The 20,493-nt window shown below is 68.7% G+C and carries 21 protein-coding genes and 3 pseudogenes; 14 read left to right on the top strand and 10 right to left on the bottom strand.

The genetic code is table 11. The features are described from left to right. Window positions 1-19: 19 nt before the first annotated feature. Genes DTA22_RS17775 through DTA22_RS17760 form a run of 4 tightly spaced genes read left to right on the top strand, consistent with a single transcriptional unit; the run spans window position 20 to window position 3,109 of the window. Complete coding sequence (locus tag DTA22_RS17775) at window positions 20-424, top strand: TOBE domain-containing protein (RefSeq protein WP_037234851.1); 405 nt, start codon at window positions 20-22, stop codon at window positions 422-424. Next, window positions 421-1,230, top strand: coding sequence for a molybdate ABC transporter substrate-binding protein (modA, locus tag DTA22_RS17770; RefSeq protein WP_112300289.1), 810 nt, complete (start codon window positions 421-423; stop codon window positions 1,228-1,230). The genes DTA22_RS17775 and modA overlap by 4 nt, the downstream gene beginning before the upstream one ends. Further along, window positions 1,227-2,033: an ABC transporter permease gene (locus tag DTA22_RS17765; RefSeq protein WP_016884725.1), complete on the top strand. Its 807-nt coding sequence runs from the start codon at window positions 1,227-1,229 to the stop codon at window positions 2,031-2,033. The genes modA and DTA22_RS17765 overlap by 4 nt, the downstream gene beginning before the upstream one ends. Next, a complete protein-coding gene (locus DTA22_RS17760) occupies window positions 2,030-3,109 on the top strand; it encodes a sulfate/molybdate ABC transporter ATP-binding protein (protein WP_037234845.1) in 1,080 nt (359 codons plus the stop codon). The genes DTA22_RS17765 and DTA22_RS17760 overlap by 4 nt, the downstream gene beginning before the upstream one ends. A 21-nt stretch (window positions 3,110-3,130) precedes the next feature. Here the strand turns inward: DTA22_RS17760 and DTA22_RS17755 are convergent, their stop codons facing one another. Beyond that, window positions 3,131-4,666 carry a DUF4185 domain-containing protein gene (locus DTA22_RS17755; protein ID WP_112300401.1) on the bottom strand — a complete coding sequence of 512 codons (1,536 nt, stop codon included), beginning with the start codon at window positions 4,664-4,666 and terminating at the stop codon, window positions 3,131-3,133. 216 nt (window positions 4,667-4,882) lie between these two features. Here DTA22_RS17755 and DTA22_RS36800 point away from each other — a divergent pair. Together DTA22_RS36800 and DTA22_RS17745 are read left to right on the top strand one after the other, a co-directional pair. Next, window positions 4,883-5,131, top strand: a pseudogene (locus tag DTA22_RS36800) (hypothetical protein); the annotation flags it as partial. A 161-nt stretch (window positions 5,132-5,292) separates the two neighbouring features. Further along, window positions 5,293-5,703 (top strand): PaaI family thioesterase, encoded by a 411-nt coding sequence (locus DTA22_RS17745; RefSeq protein ID WP_009476716.1) that lies wholly within the window; start codon window positions 5,293-5,295, stop codon window positions 5,701-5,703. Between the two features lie 24 nt (window positions 5,704-5,727). Here the strand turns inward: DTA22_RS17745 and DTA22_RS17740 are convergent, their stop codons facing one another. Together DTA22_RS17740 and DTA22_RS17735 are read right to left on the bottom strand one after the other, a co-directional pair. Beyond that, window positions 5,728-7,026, bottom strand: a complete 1,299-nt coding sequence (locus DTA22_RS17740) for an MFS transporter (protein ID WP_037234836.1) — start codon at window positions 7,024-7,026, stop codon at window positions 5,728-5,730. Window positions 7,027-7,036: 10 nt separating this feature from the next. Continuing rightward, window positions 7,037-7,976: pseudogene (locus tag DTA22_RS17735) on the bottom strand (NAD-dependent epimerase/dehydratase family protein). A 145-nt stretch (window positions 7,977-8,121) separates the two neighbouring features. On the opposite strand from DTA22_RS17735, the gene DTA22_RS17730 reads away from it, so the two are divergent. The 3 genes from DTA22_RS17730 (at window position 8,122) to DTA22_RS17720 (ending at window position 9,751) form a co-directional block, all read left to right on the top strand. After that, complete coding sequence (locus tag DTA22_RS17730) at window positions 8,122-8,817, top strand: TetR/AcrR family transcriptional regulator (RefSeq protein WP_112300287.1); 696 nt, start codon at window positions 8,122-8,124, stop codon at window positions 8,815-8,817. 67 nt (window positions 8,818-8,884) lie between these two features. After that, window positions 8,885-9,490 carry a YqgE/AlgH family protein gene (locus DTA22_RS17725; protein ID WP_037234829.1) on the top strand — a complete coding sequence of 202 codons (606 nt, stop codon included), beginning with the start codon at window positions 8,885-8,887 and terminating at the stop codon, window positions 9,488-9,490. Between the two features lie 84 nt (window positions 9,491-9,574). Beyond that, the gene (locus DTA22_RS17720; protein ID WP_174233816.1) at window positions 9,575-9,751 is read left to right on the top strand and encodes a hypothetical protein; all 177 of its coding nucleotides are present in this window, start codon (window positions 9,575-9,577) and stop codon (window positions 9,749-9,751) included. Here the strand turns inward: DTA22_RS17720 and DTA22_RS17715 are convergent. The 3 genes and pseudogenes from DTA22_RS17715 to DTA22_RS17705 form a co-directional block, all read right to left on the bottom strand. Further along, entirely contained in the window at window positions 9,739-10,521 is a 783-nt protein-coding gene (locus DTA22_RS17715; RefSeq protein ID WP_112300285.1) for a Mut7-C RNAse domain-containing protein, read from the bottom strand. The genes DTA22_RS17720 and DTA22_RS17715 overlap by 13 nt on opposite strands. Window positions 10,522-10,604: 83 nt before the next feature. Beyond that, window positions 10,605-10,858: pseudogene (locus DTA22_RS17710) on the bottom strand (bile acid:sodium symporter); the annotation flags it as partial. Then, window positions 10,855-12,138 carry an MFS transporter gene (locus tag DTA22_RS17705; RefSeq protein WP_037234823.1) on the bottom strand — a complete coding sequence of 428 codons (1,284 nt, stop codon included), beginning with the start codon at window positions 12,136-12,138 and terminating at the stop codon, window positions 10,855-10,857. The pseudogene DTA22_RS17710 and the gene DTA22_RS17705, both read right to left, overlap by 4 nt. 68 nt (window positions 12,139-12,206) lie before the next feature. Between DTA22_RS17705 and DTA22_RS17700 the strand changes: the two genes are divergently transcribed. Beyond that, on the top strand, window positions 12,207-12,884 hold the full coding sequence (locus tag DTA22_RS17700) for a FadR/GntR family transcriptional regulator (protein ID WP_112300284.1): 678 nt from the start codon (window positions 12,207-12,209) through the stop codon (window positions 12,882-12,884). 32 nt (window positions 12,885-12,916) lie between these two features. On the opposite strand, the gene DTA22_RS17695 is transcribed toward DTA22_RS17700, so the two are convergent. After that, window positions 12,917-13,888 carry a DUF1648 domain-containing protein gene (locus tag DTA22_RS17695; RefSeq protein ID WP_112300283.1) on the bottom strand — a complete coding sequence of 324 codons (972 nt, stop codon included), beginning with the start codon at window positions 13,886-13,888 and terminating at the stop codon, window positions 12,917-12,919. Between the two features lie 22 nt (window positions 13,889-13,910). After that, entirely contained in the window at window positions 13,911-14,312 is a 402-nt protein-coding gene (locus DTA22_RS17690) for an SdpI family protein (protein ID WP_005249154.1), read from the bottom strand. 115 nt (window positions 14,313-14,427) lie between these two features. On the opposite strand from DTA22_RS17690, the gene leuS reads away from it, so the two are divergent. The 4 genes from leuS to DTA22_RS17670 all read left to right on the top strand — a co-directional run bounded on the left by leuS (window position 14,428) and on the right by DTA22_RS17670 (window position 18,869). Next, window positions 14,428-17,265 carry a leucine--tRNA ligase gene (leuS, locus tag DTA22_RS17685; RefSeq protein ID WP_112300282.1) on the top strand — a complete coding sequence of 946 codons (2,838 nt, stop codon included), beginning with the start codon at window positions 14,428-14,430 and terminating at the stop codon, window positions 17,263-17,265. A gap of 65 nt (window positions 17,266-17,330) precedes the next feature. Continuing rightward, window positions 17,331-17,780 (top strand): DUF5990 family protein, encoded by a 450-nt coding sequence (locus DTA22_RS17680; protein WP_174233815.1) that lies wholly within the window; start codon window positions 17,331-17,333, stop codon window positions 17,778-17,780. 124 nt (window positions 17,781-17,904) lie between these two features. Beyond that, complete coding sequence (locus DTA22_RS17675) at window positions 17,905-18,414, top strand: DUF5994 family protein (protein WP_112300281.1); 510 nt, start codon at window positions 17,905-17,907, stop codon at window positions 18,412-18,414. Then, window positions 18,411-18,869, top strand: a complete 459-nt coding sequence (locus DTA22_RS17670) for a DUF5994 family protein (RefSeq protein WP_112300280.1) — start codon at window positions 18,411-18,413, stop codon at window positions 18,867-18,869. Before DTA22_RS17675 ends, DTA22_RS17670 begins: the two co-directional genes overlap by 4 nt. 7 nt (window positions 18,870-18,876) lie before the next feature. On the opposite strand, the gene DTA22_RS17665 is transcribed toward DTA22_RS17670, so the two are convergent. After that, window positions 18,877-19,812 carry a DMT family transporter gene (locus tag DTA22_RS17665; protein WP_112300279.1) on the bottom strand — a complete coding sequence of 312 codons (936 nt, stop codon included), beginning with the start codon at window positions 19,810-19,812 and terminating at the stop codon, window positions 18,877-18,879. A gap of 33 nt (window positions 19,813-19,845) precedes the next feature. Continuing rightward, a complete protein-coding gene (locus tag DTA22_RS17660) occupies window positions 19,846-20,475 on the bottom strand; it encodes a TetR/AcrR family transcriptional regulator (protein WP_005249163.1) in 630 nt (209 codons plus the stop codon). Window positions 20,476-20,493: the final 18 nt, after the last annotated feature.

Raw genomic sequence — 20,493 nt, 5'->3', positions numbered from 1 at the left:
ATGCGCGGACAATTCTCGGATGACGGGTATCCGGATACGACAGGCCGCAGAACTGCTCGGCGTCAGCGACGACACCGTCCGGCGGTGGATCGACAACGGCAGTCTCGCGGCGGAGAAGGACGAGTCGGGACGCAAGGTCGTCGACGGCCCCGCGCTCGCCGAGTTCGCGCGCGCCAACGCGTCGAAGTCGCCCGATCTGCTCGGATCGGAGTCCTCGGCGCGCAACCGATTCACCGGCATCGTGACCTCGGTGGTGATGGACAAGGTGATGGCCCAGGTCGAGATGCAGTGCGGCCCTTTCCGCGTCGTCTCCCTGATGAGCAGTGAAGCCGTCCGCGACCTCGGGCTCGAGCCCGGCAAGGTCGCGGTAGCCGTCGTCAAGTCGACCACGGTGATCGTCGAAACACCTGGAGGAGTTTCATGAAGATGTCCTGGCGCAGGGCCACGACGGGGGCTGCTGCGGCCGCACTCGGTCTCGGTCTTCTCACCGGCTGCGGGTCGAACGAGGACAGCAGTGCCCCGGGTTCGGCCGAGTCGACGTCGGCGGCCGCGTCGGGTGCCGACATCACGGTGTTCGCCGCGGCGTCGTTGAAGGGCACGTTCACGGAACTCGGCCAGATGTACGAGACCGCGAACCCGGGATCCCACGTGGAGTTCAGCTTCGCGGGATCCTCCGACCTCGCCGCACAACTCGACCAGGGCGCCTCGGCCGACGTGTTCGCGTCCGCCGACACCAACAACATGACGAAGGTGGTCGACGCCGGGCTCGTCGAGGGCAGTCCCGTCGACTTCGCCACCAACACGCTGACCATCGTGACGGCACCCGGAAACCCCAAGGGCATCACCTCCTTCGCGGATCTGAACCGCGAGGGGACGCTGGTGGTCACGTGCGCCCCGCAGGTTCCGTGTGGTTCCGCGACGCAGAAGGTCGAGACCGCGTCGGGCGTCGACCTCACCCCGGTCAGCGAGGAGTCGTCGGTCACCGACGTGCTGAACAAGGTGACGGCCGGACAGGCCGACGCCGGACTCGTGTACGTCACGGACGCGGCGAGCGCGGGCGACAAGGTGACAGCCGTGGCCTTCCCCGAGTCCGCGCAGGCAGTGAACACCTATCCGATTGCGACGCTGTCCGCGTCGAAGGCACCGGACGCGGCGCAGGGCTTCGTCGACCTCGTCACGGGACCCGACGGTCAGGCAGTGCTGGCGAAGGCAGGATTCGCCCAGCCGTGATCCGGGCGGCGCGCGTCAGAGTCCCGTCCGGACTTCCGGGCTGGATCTTCGTCCCGGCGGCACTGGGTGGACTGTTCGTCGTCCTGCCGCTGTTCGCGATGCTGGCGAGCGTCGACTGGTCGCGGTTCTTTCAGCTGGTCACATCGGAATCCTCGCTCGCCGCACTGGAACTGAGCCTGCGCACCGCCGCCCTCAGTACCGTGCTGTGCGTCCTGCTGGGCGTCCCGATGGCGGCTGTGCTGTCGCGCAGCAGTTTTCGTGGACTGCACGTGCTGCGGTCGCTGGTGCTCCTGCCGCTGGTGCTTCCACCGGTGGTCGGGGGTATCGCCCTCCTCTACACGTTCGGCCGGAAGGGCCTGATCGGGCAGCACCTCGAGGTCGCGGGTATCCACATCGCGTTCACCACCACGGCCGTGGTGCTCGCGCAGACGTTCGTCGCGCTGCCCTTCCTGGTGGTGAGCCTCGAAGGGTCGCTCCGGACCGCAGGCAGCCGGTACGAGCACGCCGCCGCGACGCTCGGCGCGAGCCCCACCACCGTCTTCCGGCGGGTGACGCTTCCGCTGGTGCTGCCCGGCCTGGTGTCCGGGGCGGTGTTGTCGTTCGCGCGGGCGCTCGGCGAGTTCGGGGCCACGCTGACGTTCGCGGGCAGTCTGCAGGGCGTCACGCGAACTCTGCCGCTCGAGATCTACCTGCAGCGCGAAACCGACGCCGATGCAGCGGTGGCGTTGTCGCTGGTGCTGGTCGTGGTCGCGGTGCTCATCGTGGTGGGTTCGCGGGGCTGGGCGTCGAGGGCCGCAGTATGACCGGCCTGAGCGTCGAGGCGCGGGTGGATGCGCGTGGCGTCGACGTGGGGTTCGACCTCGGCGAGGGCGAGGTGCTGGCGGTGCTCGGGCCGAACGGTGCCGGCAAATCGACGGCACTCTCGGTGGTCGCGGGCCTGGTGCGGCCGGATGCCGGGCGGGTCGAACTGAACGGTCGGGTGCTCACCGACACCACCCGGGGTGTGGCAGTGCCGCCGCACCGGCGCGGTATCGCGTTGCTCGCGCAGCAGGCGCTGTTGTTCCCGCATCTGACGGTGGCCGCCAATGTGGCGTTCGCCCCGCGCAGTGCCGGCCGGGGACGTCGTGAGGCGCGGGCGATCGCCGAGAAATGGCTGGACGCAGTGGATGCGACGCAGTTCGCCGACCGACGCCCGCACGAGCTGTCCGGGGGGCAGGCGCAGCGGGTCGCGGTGGCCCGGGCTCTCGCGGCGGAGCCCCAGGCCCTCCTGCTCGACGAACCCATGGCGGCCCTCGACGTGGCCGCAGCGCCCGCCCTGCGCGTGCTGCTGAGGCGGGTGCTGCGGGAAGGGAACCGGACCGCGGTCGTGGTCACCCACGACATCCTGGACGCGCTGGCGCTGGCCGACCGCGTGATCGTCGTCGAGGGCGGTCAGGTCGTCGAATTCGGTTCGGTGCGAGACGTGCTGACGCGTCCCCGCAGTGCGTTCGCCGCGCGGATCGCCGGGCTCAACCTCGTTCCCGTGTTCGGGGCGCAGGACGGCTTCGAGACCGAGACCGGTGTTCGGCTGCACGGTCTGCCCGATGCCGATTTCGTGCCGGGCGCGCCGGCGGTCGCGGTGTTCGCTCCCCATTCGGTGGCCGTCCACCGCCGCTCTCCGGAAGGCAGTCCGCGCAACGTCTTCCGGGTGTCCATCTCGGAAATCGAGGTTCGCGGGCCGACGGTCCGGGTGCGCGCCGCCGAAGCCGGCGGCCGGTTCGAACTCAGCGCCGACGTGACGGCGGCGTCCGTCGCGGAACTCGATCTGGTTCCGGGGCTGGACGTGTTCTTCGTCGTCAAGGCCACCGAGGTCGCCCTCCATGCCGTGCGTACTTGTTAACCGCGGGCGGTTGACAAGTACTCACGGGTGCAGGGACGCGTGCATCAGGTAGACGTTGTAGCTGTCCCACTCCGAGATCGTGAAATACAGATCCCTGTCCGTCGACCACGGATGCATGAAGCCGCCGTACGCCATCGGGTAGTCGGCCGTGTCGACGAGCGTCGCGCCGTCCGACCACGCACCCTGCGGGCTCGACGACTGCCGCAGGATGATCGAGCCGCCGACGGGCTCGAGGTAGCTCATCAGCCACGTGTCCGCGGTCGCGTCGTAGCGGACGGACAGTTCGCTGGCCACCCCGCCGACGACGGGGGTCGCGAGGTGCTGGGACACCGGGGTCCACGTGCCGTCCGACCAGTACTGGTACGACGTGGTGTTCAAGACCTGATCGACCGGCACCCGGGCCAGGCCGATGGTGCCGATCCGCCCGTTGGGGGTGCCGAACATGTACACGTAGTCGCCCTGCGGCACCATCGCGGACACCTGGAATCGGGCGCCGAAGATGTTGTCCCACTTGGCGTGCTGGTCCTTGGTCCAGGTCTGCCCGTTGTCGTCGGAGTAGGCGATGCCGCCGTAGTTCGTGTACCACATGCCGGGGACCATGCTCCAGCGCTTCACCGACATGTAGCTGAGGTACTGACGGTCGCCGATCGCGAACCCCGACGTGGGGATGGTGGTGGTCTCGAAGTTGTTGATGTGCCTGCTGTCGATGATCTCGGCGGCATGGCACCGGCTGTCCTGGACCATGCTGTCGATGGTCATGCCGTCGGACAGGTCGGTGTCGGTGCTGTGGCCGAGAACGTTGCTCCGCCAGTCCTCGCCGAACGCGCCGGGCGGAGCCCAGTCCTTGCCGAACGTGTCGCCGAACGCGACCGCGACCTCACCGGGCTTCGTCTCCCAGGTGATGCCGAGGTCGGTGCCGTCGACCTGCCAGCGCTTGTCCGTGCGGTTCTCCGAACCGCGGCCCGTCAGCTGCGACACCAGCCGGACGTCGCCGACCTCCGGCTTCGCCACGGGTGCGGTGAGGGAACCCCGTTCGGCCGGGTTGATCTCGACTGGAGGCGCCGGCTGCGGTTCGAGGCCGGGGCCGCCGGGAACGGGGATGGGAATGGTTTCGGGACGCGGATCGATCGAGATCTTCGGGATGGTCAGCGCACTGGAGCCGGACGAACCCGAGGACCCCGCGGATCCGGAAGAGCCTGCAGAACCCGAGGACCCGGGCTCCGCGTCCGGTTCGTCGACCGGATCGGTGAGGTCGGGGCACGGGTCCGCGCACGGGTCGGCGGGAAGGTCCTGGGCGACCCGCGTCTGATCGGCGGTCGGCCCGGGGACCGGCACCGGCACGAAGTCGGGGTACGGGATCGGGATGCTCACGCTCGGGGGAATGGGCGGAAGCAGTGGGCCGCCGCCCGGACTCGGAGGTTCCTTGGCCGGGTTGAACCCGGTCTCGCCGCAGGCGTTCACCGGCAGCCACGGAAGGGTCTCGGCCGCGGCGGGGGCGGCGGTGAAGCCGATCGTCGCGGCCACGACGGCGGCGACGCACAGCGGCACTCCGGCCACAGACCATGACTTCTCGACCACGGGACCCCTCCAGATCGGTGGTCGGAGTGATTGGTGGACCGACCTGCACGTTCGGGTTGAAGATAACACCGGGCGACGGCATCCTCCGCGCACGAGCCCGGCACGTCCGGTCACAGTGCGGTCTCACTGTCGCAGTGGAGAATTTGATCGGGCGCAGATGGAACCGGATCCGATTCCGCTGCGTCTTACCTTCATATGGATTCTCTCGAGTATTCGTTCGGAACCGGCGCCGAGGCCCCGACGGCGTGGACGTCACCCGCCGATCTCGACCTGGGGCCGTCCGGAGGTGTCGATGCCGTGCGCTTGGATTTCGACGGCGACGGCCTCCTCGACGACGCGATGTGGGATTCGGACGGAGACGGCGTGGCCGATCGGTCGGTGCTCGACTACGACGCCGACGGCGAGGCCCGCTACTTCACCGACCCGTCCGGCAACGGGACGTGGAATGTCGAGATGACGATGGCCGAGCCACCGGTGATCGCGGCGGTGCATACGTGGCGCCCTGATCCGGTGATCGGCACTGCTGAAGCCATTGACGTCAGGGCCGAAGCCGGGCAAGGTGGGTTGGGATTTCAAACTGACCGAGTGTTCGAGGAGAACCCACCATGACCGATCTGACGCGGGAGGCGGCGAGCGCCTTCGTGGCCGCTGCCGGCCTGGAACTCGACGAGGTGTCGGGAACGAAGGTCGTCGGCCACATCGATCTGTCCGCCGACCATCACACACCGTGGGGCGTGGTGCACGGCGGCGTCTACACGACGGCGGTCGAATCGGCCGCGAGCATCGGCGCGAGTACCGCCGTCGCCGACCGTGGTGAGTTCGCGGTGGGCGTGCACAACGGCACCGACTTCCTGCGGGCCCGCACCGAGGGGCGGGTCGACGTGGTCGCGGTGCCCATCCAGCAGGGCCGGGTCCAGCAGTTGTGGTCGGTGGTGATCACCGCGACCGACACCGGCAAGGAGGTGGCTCGCGGTCAGGTCCGACTGCAGAACGTGCCCATGCCGGGGTCGAAGTAGCCCGGTTCTCAGACAGGTCCGCTCTCAGACGGATTCGCGTCGGGAGTTGAACAGGACGCCGAGCAGTCCGAGTCCGTAGACCGCGCCGCCCGCAAGCACCAATCCGAGTGACCGGCCGTCGGGGGCGATCACGAGGGAGGCCGCGGCGATCGACGCGATGAAGGCCACGTTGAACACCGTGTCCTGCAGCGCGAACACCTGCCCCCGGCGGTCGTCCTCGATCTCGATCTGCATCGCCGCGTCTCCGGTGAGTTTGATGGACTGCCCGGCGAATCCGAGGAGGAGCGCGCCGCACAGCAGCGACGCCTGCGTGAGCGTCGCGACGAGCGTGCACTGCACGACGAGGGCGAGGATCAGACCGCCGACGATGGTGCGGGACCGTCCGACGCGCGGAATAAGGAACGGTGTCGAGATCGCCGCAAGCAGCATGCCCCCGGCGGTGGCGCCGACGGCGACGCCGAACCCGGCCAGGCCGCCCGGCAGGGCGCTGACGGTGGCGGTGTCGCGGAGCACCAGAACCATGATCAACGTGTTGACCCCGAAAACGATCCGGTGCGTACCTATTCCGATCATCGCGGTCGTGACGCCCGGGGACTGCCACACGGCGACCGCCCCGTTACGCAGTCCGGCGGCGACGGCGCGGACCGCCCCGTATGCAGGTTTCTCGTCGGCGTGCGGACCCAGCAGTCGATGGTGAAAGCGCGATGCCGCGAACGCGGCCACCGCGGAACCGCAGGCGGCGGTCGCGACGGCGATTCCCGAGCCGCGGTCGCCGGCGCCGACGAGGGAGATGATCGCGACCGCCGTCGCGGCTCCGAGTGCGGCGACGACGGAGCCGGCGGTGGCGAGCACCGAATTGGTGGCCACGAGCCAGGACCGGTGCACCACTCGCGGCAGCGCCGCCGAGACTCCCGCGAGAACGAACCGGCTCACGCCGATGGCGGCGAGGGCGAGGAGGAGGAGCGCGGACTCACCGGTCCCGGTCTCCAGCAAGACGGCCGTCACCAGTATCAGCAGTCCGCGCAGAACATTCGCCCACAGCAGCACGGCGCGGCGGTCCCAGCGGTCGAGGAGCGCGCCCGCGTACGGTCCGATCACCGAGTACGGGAGCAGCAGTACCGCGAAACCGGCGGCGATCGTGACGGGATCCGTTGCGCGCTCCGGGTTGAACAGAATCGCGCCGCCGAGTGCCGTCTGGAACATGCCGTCGCCCAGCTGACTGGCGAATCGCACCGTCGCGAGGCGGGCCAGCCCGGGCGACCGCCGGAGGGTGTACGCCGTTCTGCGCCACGCCTCGCGCCGGTCGCCGAGCTGTTTCGCCATTCACAGGACCCTATCCGGCGGCCGCGACCGACCTGTCCTGCCACCACCGGACGGTCTCCTCGGCGGCGCGGTCCAGCGGCGTCGGGGCCAGTCCGAGCCGGGCCTCGCTCTCGGACGAGTCCATCACGAACGGCTCCTCGAACTGGTACAGCATCTCCGCCAGTTCGCGGCTCCCCTGGTGCACGAGCCCGCCGCCGCGGATCACCCAGCCGGGCAGTGTGCCCACCTTCGGGGCGGGGACCCCGGCGGCCTTCGCGTAGGCCTCGACCATCTGCCGCTGGGTGACGGCCGGCGCTGTCGGTGCGTGCAGCACCGAGTTCCACAGCGTGGGGTCGTGGGCGGCGGCGATCATCGCGGCCGCGAAGTCGGGAACGTACGTGAACGAGTGGGGTAGGTCGGCGGAACCGAGGACGCGCATCGTCTTGCCCGCGAGGACGACGGGCACCATGCGTTCGCCGGCGTGCGCGTTGCGCACCTGCGGTCCGAAGAAGTCGGACGCGACGACGCTCACGGTGGGGGTGGGGGACTCGGCGCGGGCCTTCAGCAAGCGGGTCCGGATGCCGCGCTTGCCCGAGTCGGCCGACCGCGGCGTGTGCTCGGTCATCGGCTGCTGCGACGTGTCGTAGGAGTAGAGGCTCTGGGAACACGACGACGGCGCCGACGTGTCCGGCGGCCTCGAGGACGACGCGCTCGGCGGCGGGGAGTTCGCGCTCCCACGCGTCGGCGCTGTAGGCGGCGTGGATGCAGTGATAGACGGCGACCGCTCCGTCGAATGCCTCACGCAGTGCGTCGGCGTCGGAGACGTCGACCTTCCGCCGCTCGATCAGGGGATGGTCCGGGCCGCTGCCCGATCGCGTGAGGACCCGCACCTGTCGTCCCTGTTCGGCGAGCTGCTCAGCGACTGTCCAGCCGACGGGTCCTGCTCCGGTGACGATCTCGATGTTCGACATGTCCGCTCCTGCTGTGTGAGTCGATTTCGGTAATTCGAGAGCACTGCTCTCTGTCTGATTCGAGCATGCTCTCCCCTGTCGTCATTGTCAAGAGCAGTGCTCTCGTTTGTTGACACCGCTCTCTGGAATCGTCACGCTGGGTCCCATGCCAGGAACACCACGAGAGCGCGCCCGCGAGCAGACGTTGCAGGACATCACGAGGATCGGACGCGAACACCTGGCCGCGGTCGGTGCCGCCGCCCTGTCGCTGAGGGCCGTCGCGCGGGACCTCGGCGTGGTGTCGTCCGCCGTCTACCGGTACGTCAAGAGCCGCGACGAGCTGCTGACCTTGCTCGTCGTCGACGGATACAACGAACTCGGCGACGCCGCGGAAGCGGCCGTGGCGTCCGCAGCCGAACCGCGGGAACAGTTCCTGGCGCTCGGCCGCGCGGTGCGCGAGTGGGCACTCCGCGAGCCCGCCCGCTACGGATTGCTGTTCGGCAGCCCGGTTCCCGGCTACCACGCGCCCGGGGAGCAGACCACGACTCCGGGGACGCGGGTCATCTACGCCCTCGTCGGGATCTTCGACAACGCGTTCCAGAAGGGCAAGCTCGAGGCGGACTCGGCGGCGCCCATCGACGACGCACTCGCCGCAGACCTCGACCGCATCCGCGCCGAACTCGGACTCACCACACCCGACCATCTGCTCGCCCGCGGCGTCCTGGTCTGGTCGGCGCTGTTCGGGGCGGTGAACTTCGAGGTGTTCGGGCAGTACGGCGCCGACACGTTCACCACACCGGGCGCACTGTTCGAGCACCACCTCGCGGTCCTGGCCGAGACGGCGGGGCTGCCGGCGGCGTAAAGCGGCGAACCGGACGCAGGTCGCGTCCTCCGTCACATCGCGTCCGCCGCGGTGGGATGATGTTCAGGTGGCGCACGCAGAAGAACCCGAAGATCGAACGGCGTCGACGGAACCGGTGGTCCGGCCCGGCAGCCTGTTGGTCTCGTCCACAGATCTCGTCGAACCCGCATTCCGTCGCACCGTGATCTATGTGATCGAGCACAACGACGCCGGCAGCCTCGGCGTGGTCATCAACCGTCCCAGCGAAACCGCGGTGCACGACGTGCTGCCACAGTGGGCACCGCTCGCCGCGCGCCCGTCCGCGCTGTACGTCGGCGGTCCCGTCAAACGTGACGCCGCACTGTGCCTGGCGACGCTGCGCACCGGCGCGCAGGCCGACGGGGTCGAGGGTCTGCGCCGGGTCCACGGCCGCGTGGTGATGGTGGATCTCGACTCCGACCCCGAGGTCATCGCCCCGCTGGTGGAGGGTGTCCGCATCTTCGCCGGCTACTCGGGCTGGACGTACGGCCAGCTCGACTCGGAACTCCAGCGCGACGACTGGATCGTCATCTCGGCGCTCGCGTCGGACGTGGTCGCTCCCGCCCGGGTCGACGTGTGGGCCCAGGTGCTGCGTCGGCAGCCACTCCCCCTCGCCCTGCTCGCCACTCACCCGATCGACGTCGAGCGCAACTAGACACACCCCGCGCACGTCCCTGCACTGTCGGGGACGGGTGGTATCAACAGAGGTGGGGAACGAGAAGTGAGGAGGACAGCACACGTGATCGACACCTGTCACGGAACATTGATCGTGCACGCGCTCTACGGAGCAGAGTGCACGGACGAGTCGTGCGTCGAGTTGTCCGAGGTCCGGCACGCACTGATCATCGACTGCGACGAATTCGGCGACTGCGTGTGCTCGGCGGAGTTCGCCGAGCAGCTGCGTCACGCATCCTGAGAATCCACCTCGAGCGTCACCCCGACCTCCGACAGGCGTCGGCGCAGTTTCGGAAGATGGCTGCCCGGCCAGTACAGCTGCGCACAGTCCCGGCACCGACTGAACTGGTGTTCGTTGCCCGCGACGCCCGGTGGTGCCTCGGCGAGCCCCTCGGCACGGGGAACCGGCGCGAGAAGCCCGTTGCATCGCGCGCACCGCGTGAACGGCGAGATCCGCGACCGAAGGTCGAAGCGGTCCAGCACTTCCCGCAATTGCCGACGGGGGTCCGTTTCGTGCAGGAACGCGCCGTGGGTGAGCGCCGACCGCTTGAGTAGGCCCGTGTCCCGGGTCAGGACGATGCGATGCTCGGACAGGGAGATGTCCACCAGTTCCGGGTCGGCGAAGTCGTTGCGGTAGCGGGTGTCGAAGCCGAGCAGGCGAAGGTAGCGGGCGAGACGGCCGAGATGCACGTCGAGCACGAACGTCGGGTCCCGCAACGGTTGGGGACGCAGTTTCGTTACCCCGGTCAGATCGAGTCGCTCGAACATCGGGTACACCGCGACGCGTTCGCCGCCGCGCAGCAGGTGCCCGAAATCGACCGACACCTCGTCGACGAGGATCAGGTCCACCTCGGTGTGCGGTACGCCCAGCGCCTCGATCCGGTCCTTCACCGACGGTGTGCCGTCGAACTCGTGCTCGAAGGTGTGCTTCCGCCGTACCGGCGGCAGAAAGTCGTTCAGCTCCTCGTAGAAGCGGAACTCGCAGTGACGAAGTGGCTCGGGCATCGGCATTTCACGTCCTCATGCCACAGTACTGGCCGACTCCTCGCGGCTGCGCCTCGAATACTTCTGCGCGAGTGCGGCGCAGACGATCAGCTGGATCTGATGGAGATCACCAGCGCCGGTGTCACGAAGACATCGATGAGATTGGAGAACGACGCGCTCACGATCGCCCCGGCCACGTTGCCCGTGGCGATGGACGTGAACGCTATCGACGACTGGACCGTCGACGGAACCAGGCGAGCACCGTCTGACCGGTCCCCGACACCGGGAAGATGCTCCCCAGGATCGCCACGGCGACGATGCCGAGGATGAACCCGTCGAGGTAGAACCGGTCGAGAAATTTCACTGCGTCGAGGGTAGATCGGCGTGGTCACGACCCGTCGTGCGGACGCTGAGCACCGCGAGGACGCCGCACAGGACGGCGCCGATGATCGCGAGTTCGATGATGGCCACGTGCATGCCCTGGACGGTGATGGCGATGCCCGCGCAGATGGACGGCACCGCGAGACCGATATAGCCGACGGTGAAGAACGCGGCGAGCGTCCCGCCCTGGGCGTCGGGGGCGTGCTCCGCGGCGGCGGCGCCCACCGCCCGCATCGCACCGGCGAACGAAAGTCCGTGTCCCACACCGACGACGACGGTCACGACGCACAGCAGGACGAGGGACGGGACGAAGTCGACGACGAGCAACCCGATCATGCCTGCGCCGACGGCGCCGATGCCCAGGGTTCGGCAGAGCACGGTTCCGAGCCGGTTGGCCACGAGCTGCGCTGTCACCGAGCAGATCATGACGAGTGCGGCGGCACCGCCGGCGACCACGAGGTTGCTCACGCCGAGCAGGCCGATGATCCACGTCGGGACCACCGACTGGAACAGGCCGACGGCGCCCCACGCCAGTGCGACACCGAGGGAGGACAGCCAGAACACCTGACGGATGGGTGCGGGGACGTGCGGGACCTGGAACAGCTGGGTGGGTCGCGACTGCCCGCCGGTGGGCGCGGGGAGCAGCAGCACCATGATCAGCGCGGGCAGGAGCGCCAGCGCGAACAGCACGTACGGCAGGACCAGGGCGTGCGGCAGGTACTGCGCGACGGCCCCGCCGAACAGCGGGCCCAGCGACGCGCCGAGCGCGGTGGTGAGGGTGGCGGCGAGGCCCGCGCGGCGCAGGTTCCGGGCGGGTTCGTGCTCGATGAGGGCGGCGGACCCGGCGGCCGAACACGCACCGACGGCGATGCCCTGGGCGATTCGGCCGAAGAACAGCCAGATGGTCGAGTCGGCGAACGCGAGGACCACGGCGCCCAGCAGGCTGAAGGAGATGGCGGCCAGCAGCACGAAACGGCGTCCCAGTGCGTCGGAGAGCGGGCCGAAGAACAGCAGCGAGGGGAGCAGTCCGGCGACGTAGACGGCGAAGATCAGCGTCTGGACCAGCGGCGTGAACCCGAACTCGTGGCGGTACAGCGAGTACAGCGCCGTGGGGATGTTGGCGCCGAGGAGCAGCACGACGAGGAGATAGTTCAGGCCGTGGAAGTGGCGGCTGGTGGTGCGGGTGGTGACGGTCGGGACGGTGTCGGCGTGAGCGGTTGACGTGGACGTGTGGGGTCGCCTCCTCGGGCTGTCCGAATACATGGGACGTCCTACGTAGTTTAGGCGGGCCGGTCGTGAGCCGCGAGCCGACGAGGTGTGAGGATGAGTACATGACAGTGGTTCGGCGGGAGTCCGCGTATCAGCAGTCCCTGGACTGGATGCGCGGCCGGATCGCCCAGGGCGACTGGACGGTGGGCGAGCGGATCCCGACGGAGCCGGAGCTGATGACGTTGCTCGGGGTCGGGCGCAACACCGTGCGCGAGGCCATCAAGACCCTGACGTCGACGGGCATCCTCGAGATCCGGCGGGGGTCCGGGACGTTCGTGCGGGCCCGCACCGACATCGGCGGGCTGCTCGGACGGCAGGTCGCGGTCGCGGAGATGCTCAACGTCTTCGAAGTCCGGCGGGCGCTCGAGACGGAAGCCGTCCGGCTGGCGTGTGGTCGTCGCACGGACGACGACCTGCGGTCCCTGTCCGCGTTACTCGACGAGCGGCAGCGAACGACGGAGGCGCCGTCCCGCTTCGCGGACGCCGACCTCGCGTTCCATCTCGGGGTCGTGGAGGCCGCGCACAATCCGGTGCTGTCCGACCTGTTCGCCGGGATTCTCGAACCCACCCGCGCCACGTACGACTTCACCGAGGGCGTTCATCCTCCGTCGCTGACCACCGACGACCACCGCGCCGTCGTCGACGCGATCGCCGCCCGCGACGAGGACGCCGCCGTCCGTGCCGCTCTGGGCTACCTCGACCGCGTGCTCGATGCGGTGCACCAGGCCTCCCGCCCGTGAGCGGTTAGCGAGTCTCTGCACTCCCGGGCCACTCACGGGTGGCGGAGCCGCCGGTCGGCGAACGTGTTGAGCGCCCCGGCCATGTCCTCGGCCCGTGCGCTGGTGACGGTCAGCCGGTCGCCGCACGCCGTCGTGACGATCACGGCGGGACCGGTCCTCGTCACGACGCCGTAGTTCCGCCGGCCCTTCACCTTGAGTCCCCAGCCGCCGAAGTCGTCGAACGGCTTGATCACGTCGACGCGGGCGCCCTCGATCTCGTCGACGTCGTACTGCAGGGCAGTCATGCCCATGTTCACCACCCGGATGCCGGACCGATCGACGATCACCCGGAAGCGGAGCAGGCTGACGATCAGCAGTCCGACCGGAACGAACACCGCGAGCGGCCACCACCCGTCGACGAGCAGGCAGACCGCGACAGCGGGCGCGACACCGAGGAGCAGGAGCAACACCAGCGAGCCGACGGTGCCGAAACCGACCGTGTCCGCGACCGTCGCCGGGTCGTCGGCGCGCGGCAACCGGGGGTCGGGAGGACTGGTGGCGGACACCCGGGGCCGGTAGTCGCGCAGCAGGGCGGCGCCGAGCAGGCCGACGACGGCGCCGATCACGACGCCGAGGCCAAGGGACCAGAACGGAAGTTCGGTGTTCGAGGCGTCGGTGACGTCGAGTTGGACGTAGAGCAGCACCACCTGCACCGTCAGGATCAGACCGACCACGGACAGTCCGACGACGAGCATCGTGCGGCGCATCATCAGCATCGCCTGGGCCAGTGCGGCGATCGCAGCACATCCGCCACCGAACAGGACCGTCACCAGGGCAAAGGTCCAGGCGCTGGACATCGGGGTGGCGAAGCCGTCGGGCGAGGTGGTGGTCCAGTGGGTTGCGATCTCCGCGGGCAGTCGCGGTTCCCAGACCTTCGTGAGGACGACCCCGAACAGGGCGGCGAGGACCGGAAGCAGGAGACCGAACACTGCGCCTGCGGGGTCGACGACGCGCGAGGACTTCACCGGACGGGCCGTCGGCAGCCGGTCAGGACGGCTGGCAGGCGCCCTTCAGCGAGCACGCTCCGCAGGAACTGCCGCACCCGCCGGTGTCGGCAGCGGGCACCGCCGCGGCGGCACGGGCACCGAGCGATCCGCCCGTCGCCGCGGTGAGAGCGGCAGCCACGACGCTGACGAGGACGGCACCGATTCCGAAGACTCCGCCGATCAGGATTCCGGCGATTCCGCCGATCACGAGGAGCCCGGCAGCGGCGAGCAGGGTGGGCCCTGCGACCTTGTTGGCCAGCGCAAACGTCTGATCGTCGCGCATCGTCTCGGGGGTGCGGACACCCGCCCACCGGTTGCGCGGGAGGCGCTCGGCGAGGCCTGCAACGGCGACACCGGAGACAGCGACGGCGAGCACGAACAGCACGACGGAGGCAATCAACACGAGACCAGGATACGGCGGACCCGGACGCGCAGGTGAGCCCGGGTGGGGTGAGGCTCTACCCTGGTTGACGGTATCCCCCTAATTCAGAATGTCAGCCAAGTAGATAGCGACCACAGTGACCGAGCACGTGCAGCCCGCCAACCCGTCCGACGCGACCCCGCAACACCGCTACACCGCGGAGCTCGCCGGCCAGATCGAGCAGCGCTGGCAGGACCGGTGGAGCGAGGAGGGCACGTTCAACGCGCCCAACCCGGTCGGTCCCCTCGCCGGCGACGTTCCTGCGGACAAGTTGTTCGTGCAGGACATGTTCCCGTACCCGTCGGGCACGGGTCTGCACGTGGGCCACCCGCTCGGCTACATCGCCACCGACGTGTTCGCCCGCTATCACCGCATGCAGGGCCACAACGTGCTGCACACCCTCGGCTACGACGCGTTCGGTCTGCCTGCCGAGCAGTACGCGGTGCAGACGGGCACGCACCCGCGGACCACCACCGAGGCCAACATCGGCAACATGAAGCGGCAGCTGCGCCGCCTGGGGCTCGGCCACGACGAACGTCGCACGTTCGCGACCACCGACACCGACTTCTACCACTGGACGCAGTGGATCTTCCTGCAGATCCACGACGCGTGGTTCGACAAGGCTGCCGGCAAGGCCCGTCGTATCTCGGAGCTCGAGGCCGAGTTCGTGTCGGGTGAGCGGTCGCTGGAGGACGGACGGGACTGGTCGTCGCTGTCCGTGTCCGAGAAGGAGGCCGTCCTCGACTCCTACCGCCTCGTCTACCACTCCGATTCGATGGTCAACTGGTGCCCGGGTCTGGGCACGGTGCTGGCGAACGAAGAAGTGACCGCCGACGGTCGCAGCGACCGCGGCAACTTCCCCGTGTTCCGTAAGCACCTGCAGCAGTGGATGATGCGCATCACCGCGTACTCGGACCGGCTGGTGGACGACCTGGAGTACCTGGACTGGCCCGAGAAGGTCAAGACCATGCAGCGCAACTGGATCGGGCGCTCGCACGGTGCCCAGGTGAAGTTCCAGGCGGACGGTCATGAGATCGAGGTGTTCACGACGCGTCCGGACACGCTGTTCGGCGCGACGTACGTGACGCTGGCGCCGGAGCACGAACTCGTGGACGACATCGTCGCGGGCGAATGGCCCGAGGGTGTGGATTCGCGCTGGACCGGTGGTGCCGCGACTCCCGTCGAAGCGGTTGCGGCGTACCGGAAGTCGATCGCTGCCAAGTCGGATCTCGAGCGGCAGGAATACAAGGAGAAGACGGGCGTCTTCCTCGGCACCTACGCCGTGAACCCGGTGAACGGGCTCGAGCTGCCGGTGTTCATCGCCGACTACGTCCTCACCGGGTACGGCACGGGCGCCATCATGGCCGTCCCGGGTCACGACCACCGCGACTACGAGTTCGCGACCGAGTTCGGCCTCGACATCGTCGAGGTCATCTCCGGCGGCGACCTCACCAAGGACGCGTACACCGGCGACGGCACCATCGTGAACTCCGATTTCCTGAACGGGATGAGCGTCGCCGACGCCAAGAAGGCGATCACCGAGCGCCTGGAAGCGGACGGTACCGGCAAGGGCACCATCCAGTACAAGCTGCGCGACTGGCTGTTCGCACGCCAGCGGTACTGGGGCGAGCCGTTCCCGATCGTGTACGACGCCGAGGGCAACGCCCACGCTCTGCCGGAATCTTCTCTGCCCGTGGAGCTCCCGGAGGTCGAGGACTACGCACCCGTGTCGTTCGATCCCGACGACGCGTCCTCGGAGCCCTCTCCCCCGCTGGCGAAGGCCGTCGACTGGGTCGACGTCGAACTCGATCTCGGTGACGGACTGCAGACGTACCGCCGCGACACCAATGTGATGCCGCAGTGGGCCGGCAGCTCGTGGTACCAGCTGCGGTACATCGACCCCACCAACCCGGACGTGTTCTGCGACAAGGAGAACGAGCGGTACTGGACGGGTCCGCGTCCGGAGATCCACGGACCCAACGATCCCGGCGGTGTCGATCTGTACGTCGGCGGCGTCGAGCACGCGGTGCTGCACCTGCTGTACTCGCGGTTCTGGCACAAGGTGCTGTTCGACCTCGGCTACGTCAGCTCGAGCGAGCCGTACCGCCGCCTGTACAACCAGGGCTACATCCAGGCGTACGCGTACACCGATGCGCGCGGCGTGTACGTGCCTGCCGACGAGGTGGAGGAGAAGGACGGCAAGTTCTTCTACCAGGGCGCCGAGGTCAACCGCGAGTACGGGAAGATGGGCAAGAGCCTCAAGAACTCCGTGTCGCCGGACGACATCTGCGAGGAGTACGGCGCCGACACGCTCCGCGTGTACGAGATGTCGATGGGTCCGCTGGACACGTCGCGTCCGTGGGCCACCAAGGACGTCGTCGGTGCGCAGCGCTTCCTGCAGCGCGCCTGGCGTGTGGTGGTCGACGAGGAGTCCGGTGCACTGCGGGTCACCGACGACGCCCCGACGGAGGACACGCTGCGCGCGCTGAACAAGGCGATCGCCGGTGTGAGCGAGGACTACACGGCCCTGCGCGACAACACGGCCGCGGCCAAGCTGATCGAATACACCAACCACCTCACCAAGGCCTACCCCGGCGGTGCGCCCCGCTCGGTGGTGGAGCCGCTGGTGCTGATGCTGGCACCGCTGGCCCCGCACCTCGCGGAGGAGTTGTGGTCGCGGCTCGGGCACGAGAAGTCCCTGGCGCACGGACCCTTCCCGGTGGCGGAGGAGAAGTGGCTGGTGGAGGACACCGTCGAGTACCCGATCCAGGTCAACGGCAAGGTCCGGAGCCGCGTGACGGTCGCCGCCGACGCCCCGCGCGAGGAGATCGAGAAGATCGCGCTGGCCGACGACAAGATCGTGGCGCTCCTCGACGGCCAGGATCCCCGCAAGGTGATCGTCGTCCCCGGCAAGATGGTCAACATAGTGCGCTGACGCACCCGTGAGTACTTGTTAACCGCCCGTGGTTAACAAGTACTCACGGGTGGTTTGATACGTGGGTGCAACTCGTGATCGAGGCAACCGACCTTCCCGGATCGTCGTGCCCGCCGGGGGCCAATTTTCCCGGTTACGACAACATTCACGTGGCGGTGCAACGCCGCGGTGCACACGGCGACCTGCTCGGTCTGCATCCGGGAGACGCGACCACCGCGCGCTGGGTTCTCGACTGCAAGACCACCCCGACGCCGACGGGTCTCGACATCACCGGACCGTACGTGCAGGGCCGTCCGGGCGCGCGGTTCGTCTACCTGTCGTGGGGGACGGTCGACGCCGACGGCGGGTTCGACATGTTCCGCCGGGCGAAGTTGATGTGGGACGCGGTGGATCCGGCGACTGCGGACGCGGCGTCGGCTGCCGGTCGCATCACGGCGCGGCTCGGGCTCACCGACGCCCGGGGAAATCCGCTGTGCGCTGCGGTGCGTCCGCCGTTGGTCGAGTGGTCGGCGTAGCCGATCGCCGTACCCCCTGCGCGTAGGGTGAGGGTATCGGAGGCACTTCGCATGCGAACGCCCAAGATCGCGTCGCCGCCGACAGAGATATCGGCTGCCTCGCGGCCGAGGCGGGAGCGTCGTCATGACGCTACAACAGGATCGCAACTTTCCCGGTCGCCTTCACGGTGCCCACACTCGTGGCGGACCGGCGCAGTCGCCGCGACTGCGGTTGAAGCCGGAAGCGCCCAGTGCCGGCACCGTGGACGGCGCCTGGTGGCCCCGGTCCCGCGACCTGGCCGCGGAGATCCCGGATCTTGTTGCATTGGTGGCGATTCGGGTGGGTGTCGTCGAACGGATCGTGTACGACATCAAGGCATGGCTTCCTGCGCCGCGCCGGATCACGGTCGAGGGGCGATCGGTGCATCTCGACGGTTACGAGTACCAGCCGCTCAACACCCTGTACGTGAGCGGTCTGAAGCGGACGAGGCTGACGCTTCTGGTGGTGCCTCCGGAGGCCGACGCCCGCTATGCCGACTCGACGATGCACACGGCGGCCAACCCCAACAGTGCCTTGACCGCCGACGAACTGCTGATGTCGGGCATCAGGGGTGGCTTCGACTGCACTGCGAGCGTGAAGGGACGTGGACGATGATGCACGACGAAAACATCACGCACTCCGGCCGGGGGCTGGGTCTCTCTCGGCCGACGGCCGACGGTGGGCAGCCTTTCGACGCTCCCACCCGGACCCCGAGACTGCTTCTGCGCGCTCGTGGCGAGGTGTCGGAGGGTGTCGACGGTGCGTGGTGGCCCCGGACCACCAACCTGACCACCGAACTGCACGACCTGATCAGCGCTCTGACGGATCGAGTGGGAACGACCGAACGGGTCGCCTTCGACTGGAATTCGCTGAGCATCTCGCAACGCGGCATCGACCGTCGCGACGGTGTCGAGGTGTCCGGTCCGGATCCGGACCAGCCGCCCGACACCATGTACGTCTTCGGTACCGACGGACGTCGGCTCGACATCCTGATCGTCGGACCCAACACCGACGCCGACAACGCGTTCGAGGCGATGCAGAGGGCAGTGGGCCTCGCCACCGACCAGTAGACAACCGCTATCGGCTCTCGGTCCCGTGCAGGGCCGGGGGCCTGTCGACGTGACGGGGACGCCGCTCCCGCATCCACGGCAGCGCTGCGGACGCGATGAGGACGACGGCCATTCCCGCCCACTGCACCGGCGACAATTGCTCGCCCAGCAGTATCTGTGCGGCCAGCACCCCGACCACCGGTTCGAGCAGTCCGAGGAGGCTGACCGAGGCCGATCCGAGCGCTCGGACCGCGATGAAGGAGCAGCCGATACCGATGGGCATCAGCAGGAGCCCCTGGAACAGGATGGATCCCCACCCGCTGGGTGCGAACGTCCACGACTGTCCGTCGACGACGGCGATCGTGCCGGTGGCGATTCCGGCGCCGAGTGACGCCAGCCCGCCGGCGGCGACGGGGCTGACCTGGTGTACCCATCGTTCCCCGACCACCAGATACAGGGCGTACCCGGCCGCACTGAGGAGGGCGAGGACGGCCCCGTTCAGGGCGACGGTGGAGGTGCCCGCGCCTGCGACGAGGGCGATGCCGCCGGACATCGCGAGGGCCAGCACCAACTGACCGCGGTGGATCCTGTTCCGGGTCAGCACCCATACCAGCGCCATCACGAACAGCGGGTAGATGTGGACGATCACGACCGCGATCTGGGCACCGGTAACCCGCACTGCCGCAAAGAAACACAGAAGCTGGATACCGAACAGCGGGCCGCAGACGAAGCACAGCCCGACAGCGGACTTCGAGGTCACGCCCGTCAGTCTTCCGGTGGACCAGGCCAGGAGTAGCAGGAGCGCGGCACCGACGAGGCTGCGGAGGCAGACGAGGACGGCCGGGGACACGCCACCGGCGTAGCCGATCGCGGCGAACGTCGGGGTGAGGCCGTACGCGATCGCGGAGGCCGCACCGCATCCCCAGGCGAGGGCACTGCCACCGCGGGTGGTGCTATCGCCCATGGACCCGTACGCGAGCGGTCCGCAGTGGTCGGTTCACCATGTCCGCGGCGCGACGAGTTCGTCGTGAACGAACTGCACGAGAACCTCTTTCATGGCGGCGACGGTCATGTTCGGGGCGCCGGTGAGCACCTGGATGGCGGTGCCGTCGGTGAGCGCGGTGAGCCGCTGCGCGATGGTTTCCGGGTCGACGTCGGTGCGGAAGATCTCCTGGCGTTGTCCGCGCCGGACGATCTTGACGACGGTTTCGTGCCAGCGCGCGTAATACGTGTTGTGGAACGGGCGGAGTTCGGGACGCAGCGTGGCCTCGGCCCAGAACTGCAGCCAGATGGACCACTCGTCGCGCAGCGGCCCGACGCGGGGCAACTGCATGTCGATCAGGCGGAGCAGCCGCTCGTGGGCGTTGTCGATCGCCTTGAGTTCGCGACTCTGCCGGTCGAATGCGTTGTCGATGGCGTGGCGGAGGGCCGCCGTCAGGACGTCACTCTTGCCGGGGAAGTAGTAGTGCACCGCGCCGGTGCTGGTGCCGACGACCTGAGCGATGTCGGAGATGCGGACCGAGTGGTATCCGCGCTCGGCGATCAGCTGAGCCGCGGCATCGAGTATCGCCGTGCGGCGCGCGTCCTCGGTGAGTTGAGCGGTCACGGTCCCTCCTTCGATAGTCATCTGACTGATCCATCAAAT

Origin of the sequence: Rhodococcus wratislaviensis, from assembly GCF_900455735.1 — a bacterium.
GTDB classification, from domain to species: Bacteria; Actinomycetota; Actinomycetes; order Mycobacteriales; family Mycobacteriaceae; genus Rhodococcus_F; species Rhodococcus_F wratislaviensis.
Note: the sequence above shows the minus strand (reverse complement) of the source record. Positions and strands in the feature narration are given on the sequence as shown.

Coding starts and splice junctions, on each gene's coding strand:
- DTA22_RS17775 (WP_037234851.1), top strand. CDS start 20: ATGACGGGTATCCGGATACGACAGGCCGCAGAACTGCTCGGCGTCAGC.
- modA (WP_112300289.1), top strand. CDS start 421: ATGAAGATGTCCTGGCGCAGGGCCACGACGGGGGCTGCTGCGGCCGCA.
- DTA22_RS17760 (WP_037234845.1), top strand. CDS start 2,030: ATGACCGGCCTGAGCGTCGAGGCGCGGGTGGATGCGCGTGGCGTCGAC.
- DTA22_RS17745 (WP_009476716.1), top strand. CDS start 5,293: ATGACCGATCTGACGCGGGAGGCGGCGAGCGCCTTCGTGGCCGCTGCC.
- DTA22_RS17740 (WP_037234836.1), bottom strand. CDS start 7,026: ATGGCGAAACAGCTCGGCGACCGGCGCGAGGCGTGGCGCAGAACGGCG.
- DTA22_RS17730 (WP_112300287.1), top strand. CDS start 8,122: ATGCCAGGAACACCACGAGAGCGCGCCCGCGAGCAGACGTTGCAGGAC.
- DTA22_RS17715 (WP_112300285.1), bottom strand. CDS start 10,521: ATGCCGATGCCCGAGCCACTTCGTCACTGCGAGTTCCGCTTCTACGAG.
- DTA22_RS17705 (WP_037234823.1), bottom strand. CDS start 12,138: ATGTATTCGGACAGCCCGAGGAGGCGACCCCACACGTCCACGTCAACC.
- DTA22_RS17700 (WP_112300284.1), top strand. CDS start 12,207: ATGACAGTGGTTCGGCGGGAGTCCGCGTATCAGCAGTCCCTGGACTGG.
- DTA22_RS17675 (WP_112300281.1), top strand. CDS start 17,905: ATGACGCTACAACAGGATCGCAACTTTCCCGGTCGCCTTCACGGTGCC.
- DTA22_RS17670 (WP_112300280.1), top strand. CDS start 18,411: ATGATGCACGACGAAAACATCACGCACTCCGGCCGGGGGCTGGGTCTC.
- DTA22_RS17665 (WP_112300279.1), bottom strand. CDS start 19,812: ATGGGCGATAGCACCACCCGCGGTGGCAGTGCCCTCGCCTGGGGATGC.
- DTA22_RS17660 (WP_005249163.1), bottom strand. CDS start 20,475: ATGACTATCGAAGGAGGGACCGTGACCGCTCAACTCACCGAGGACGCG.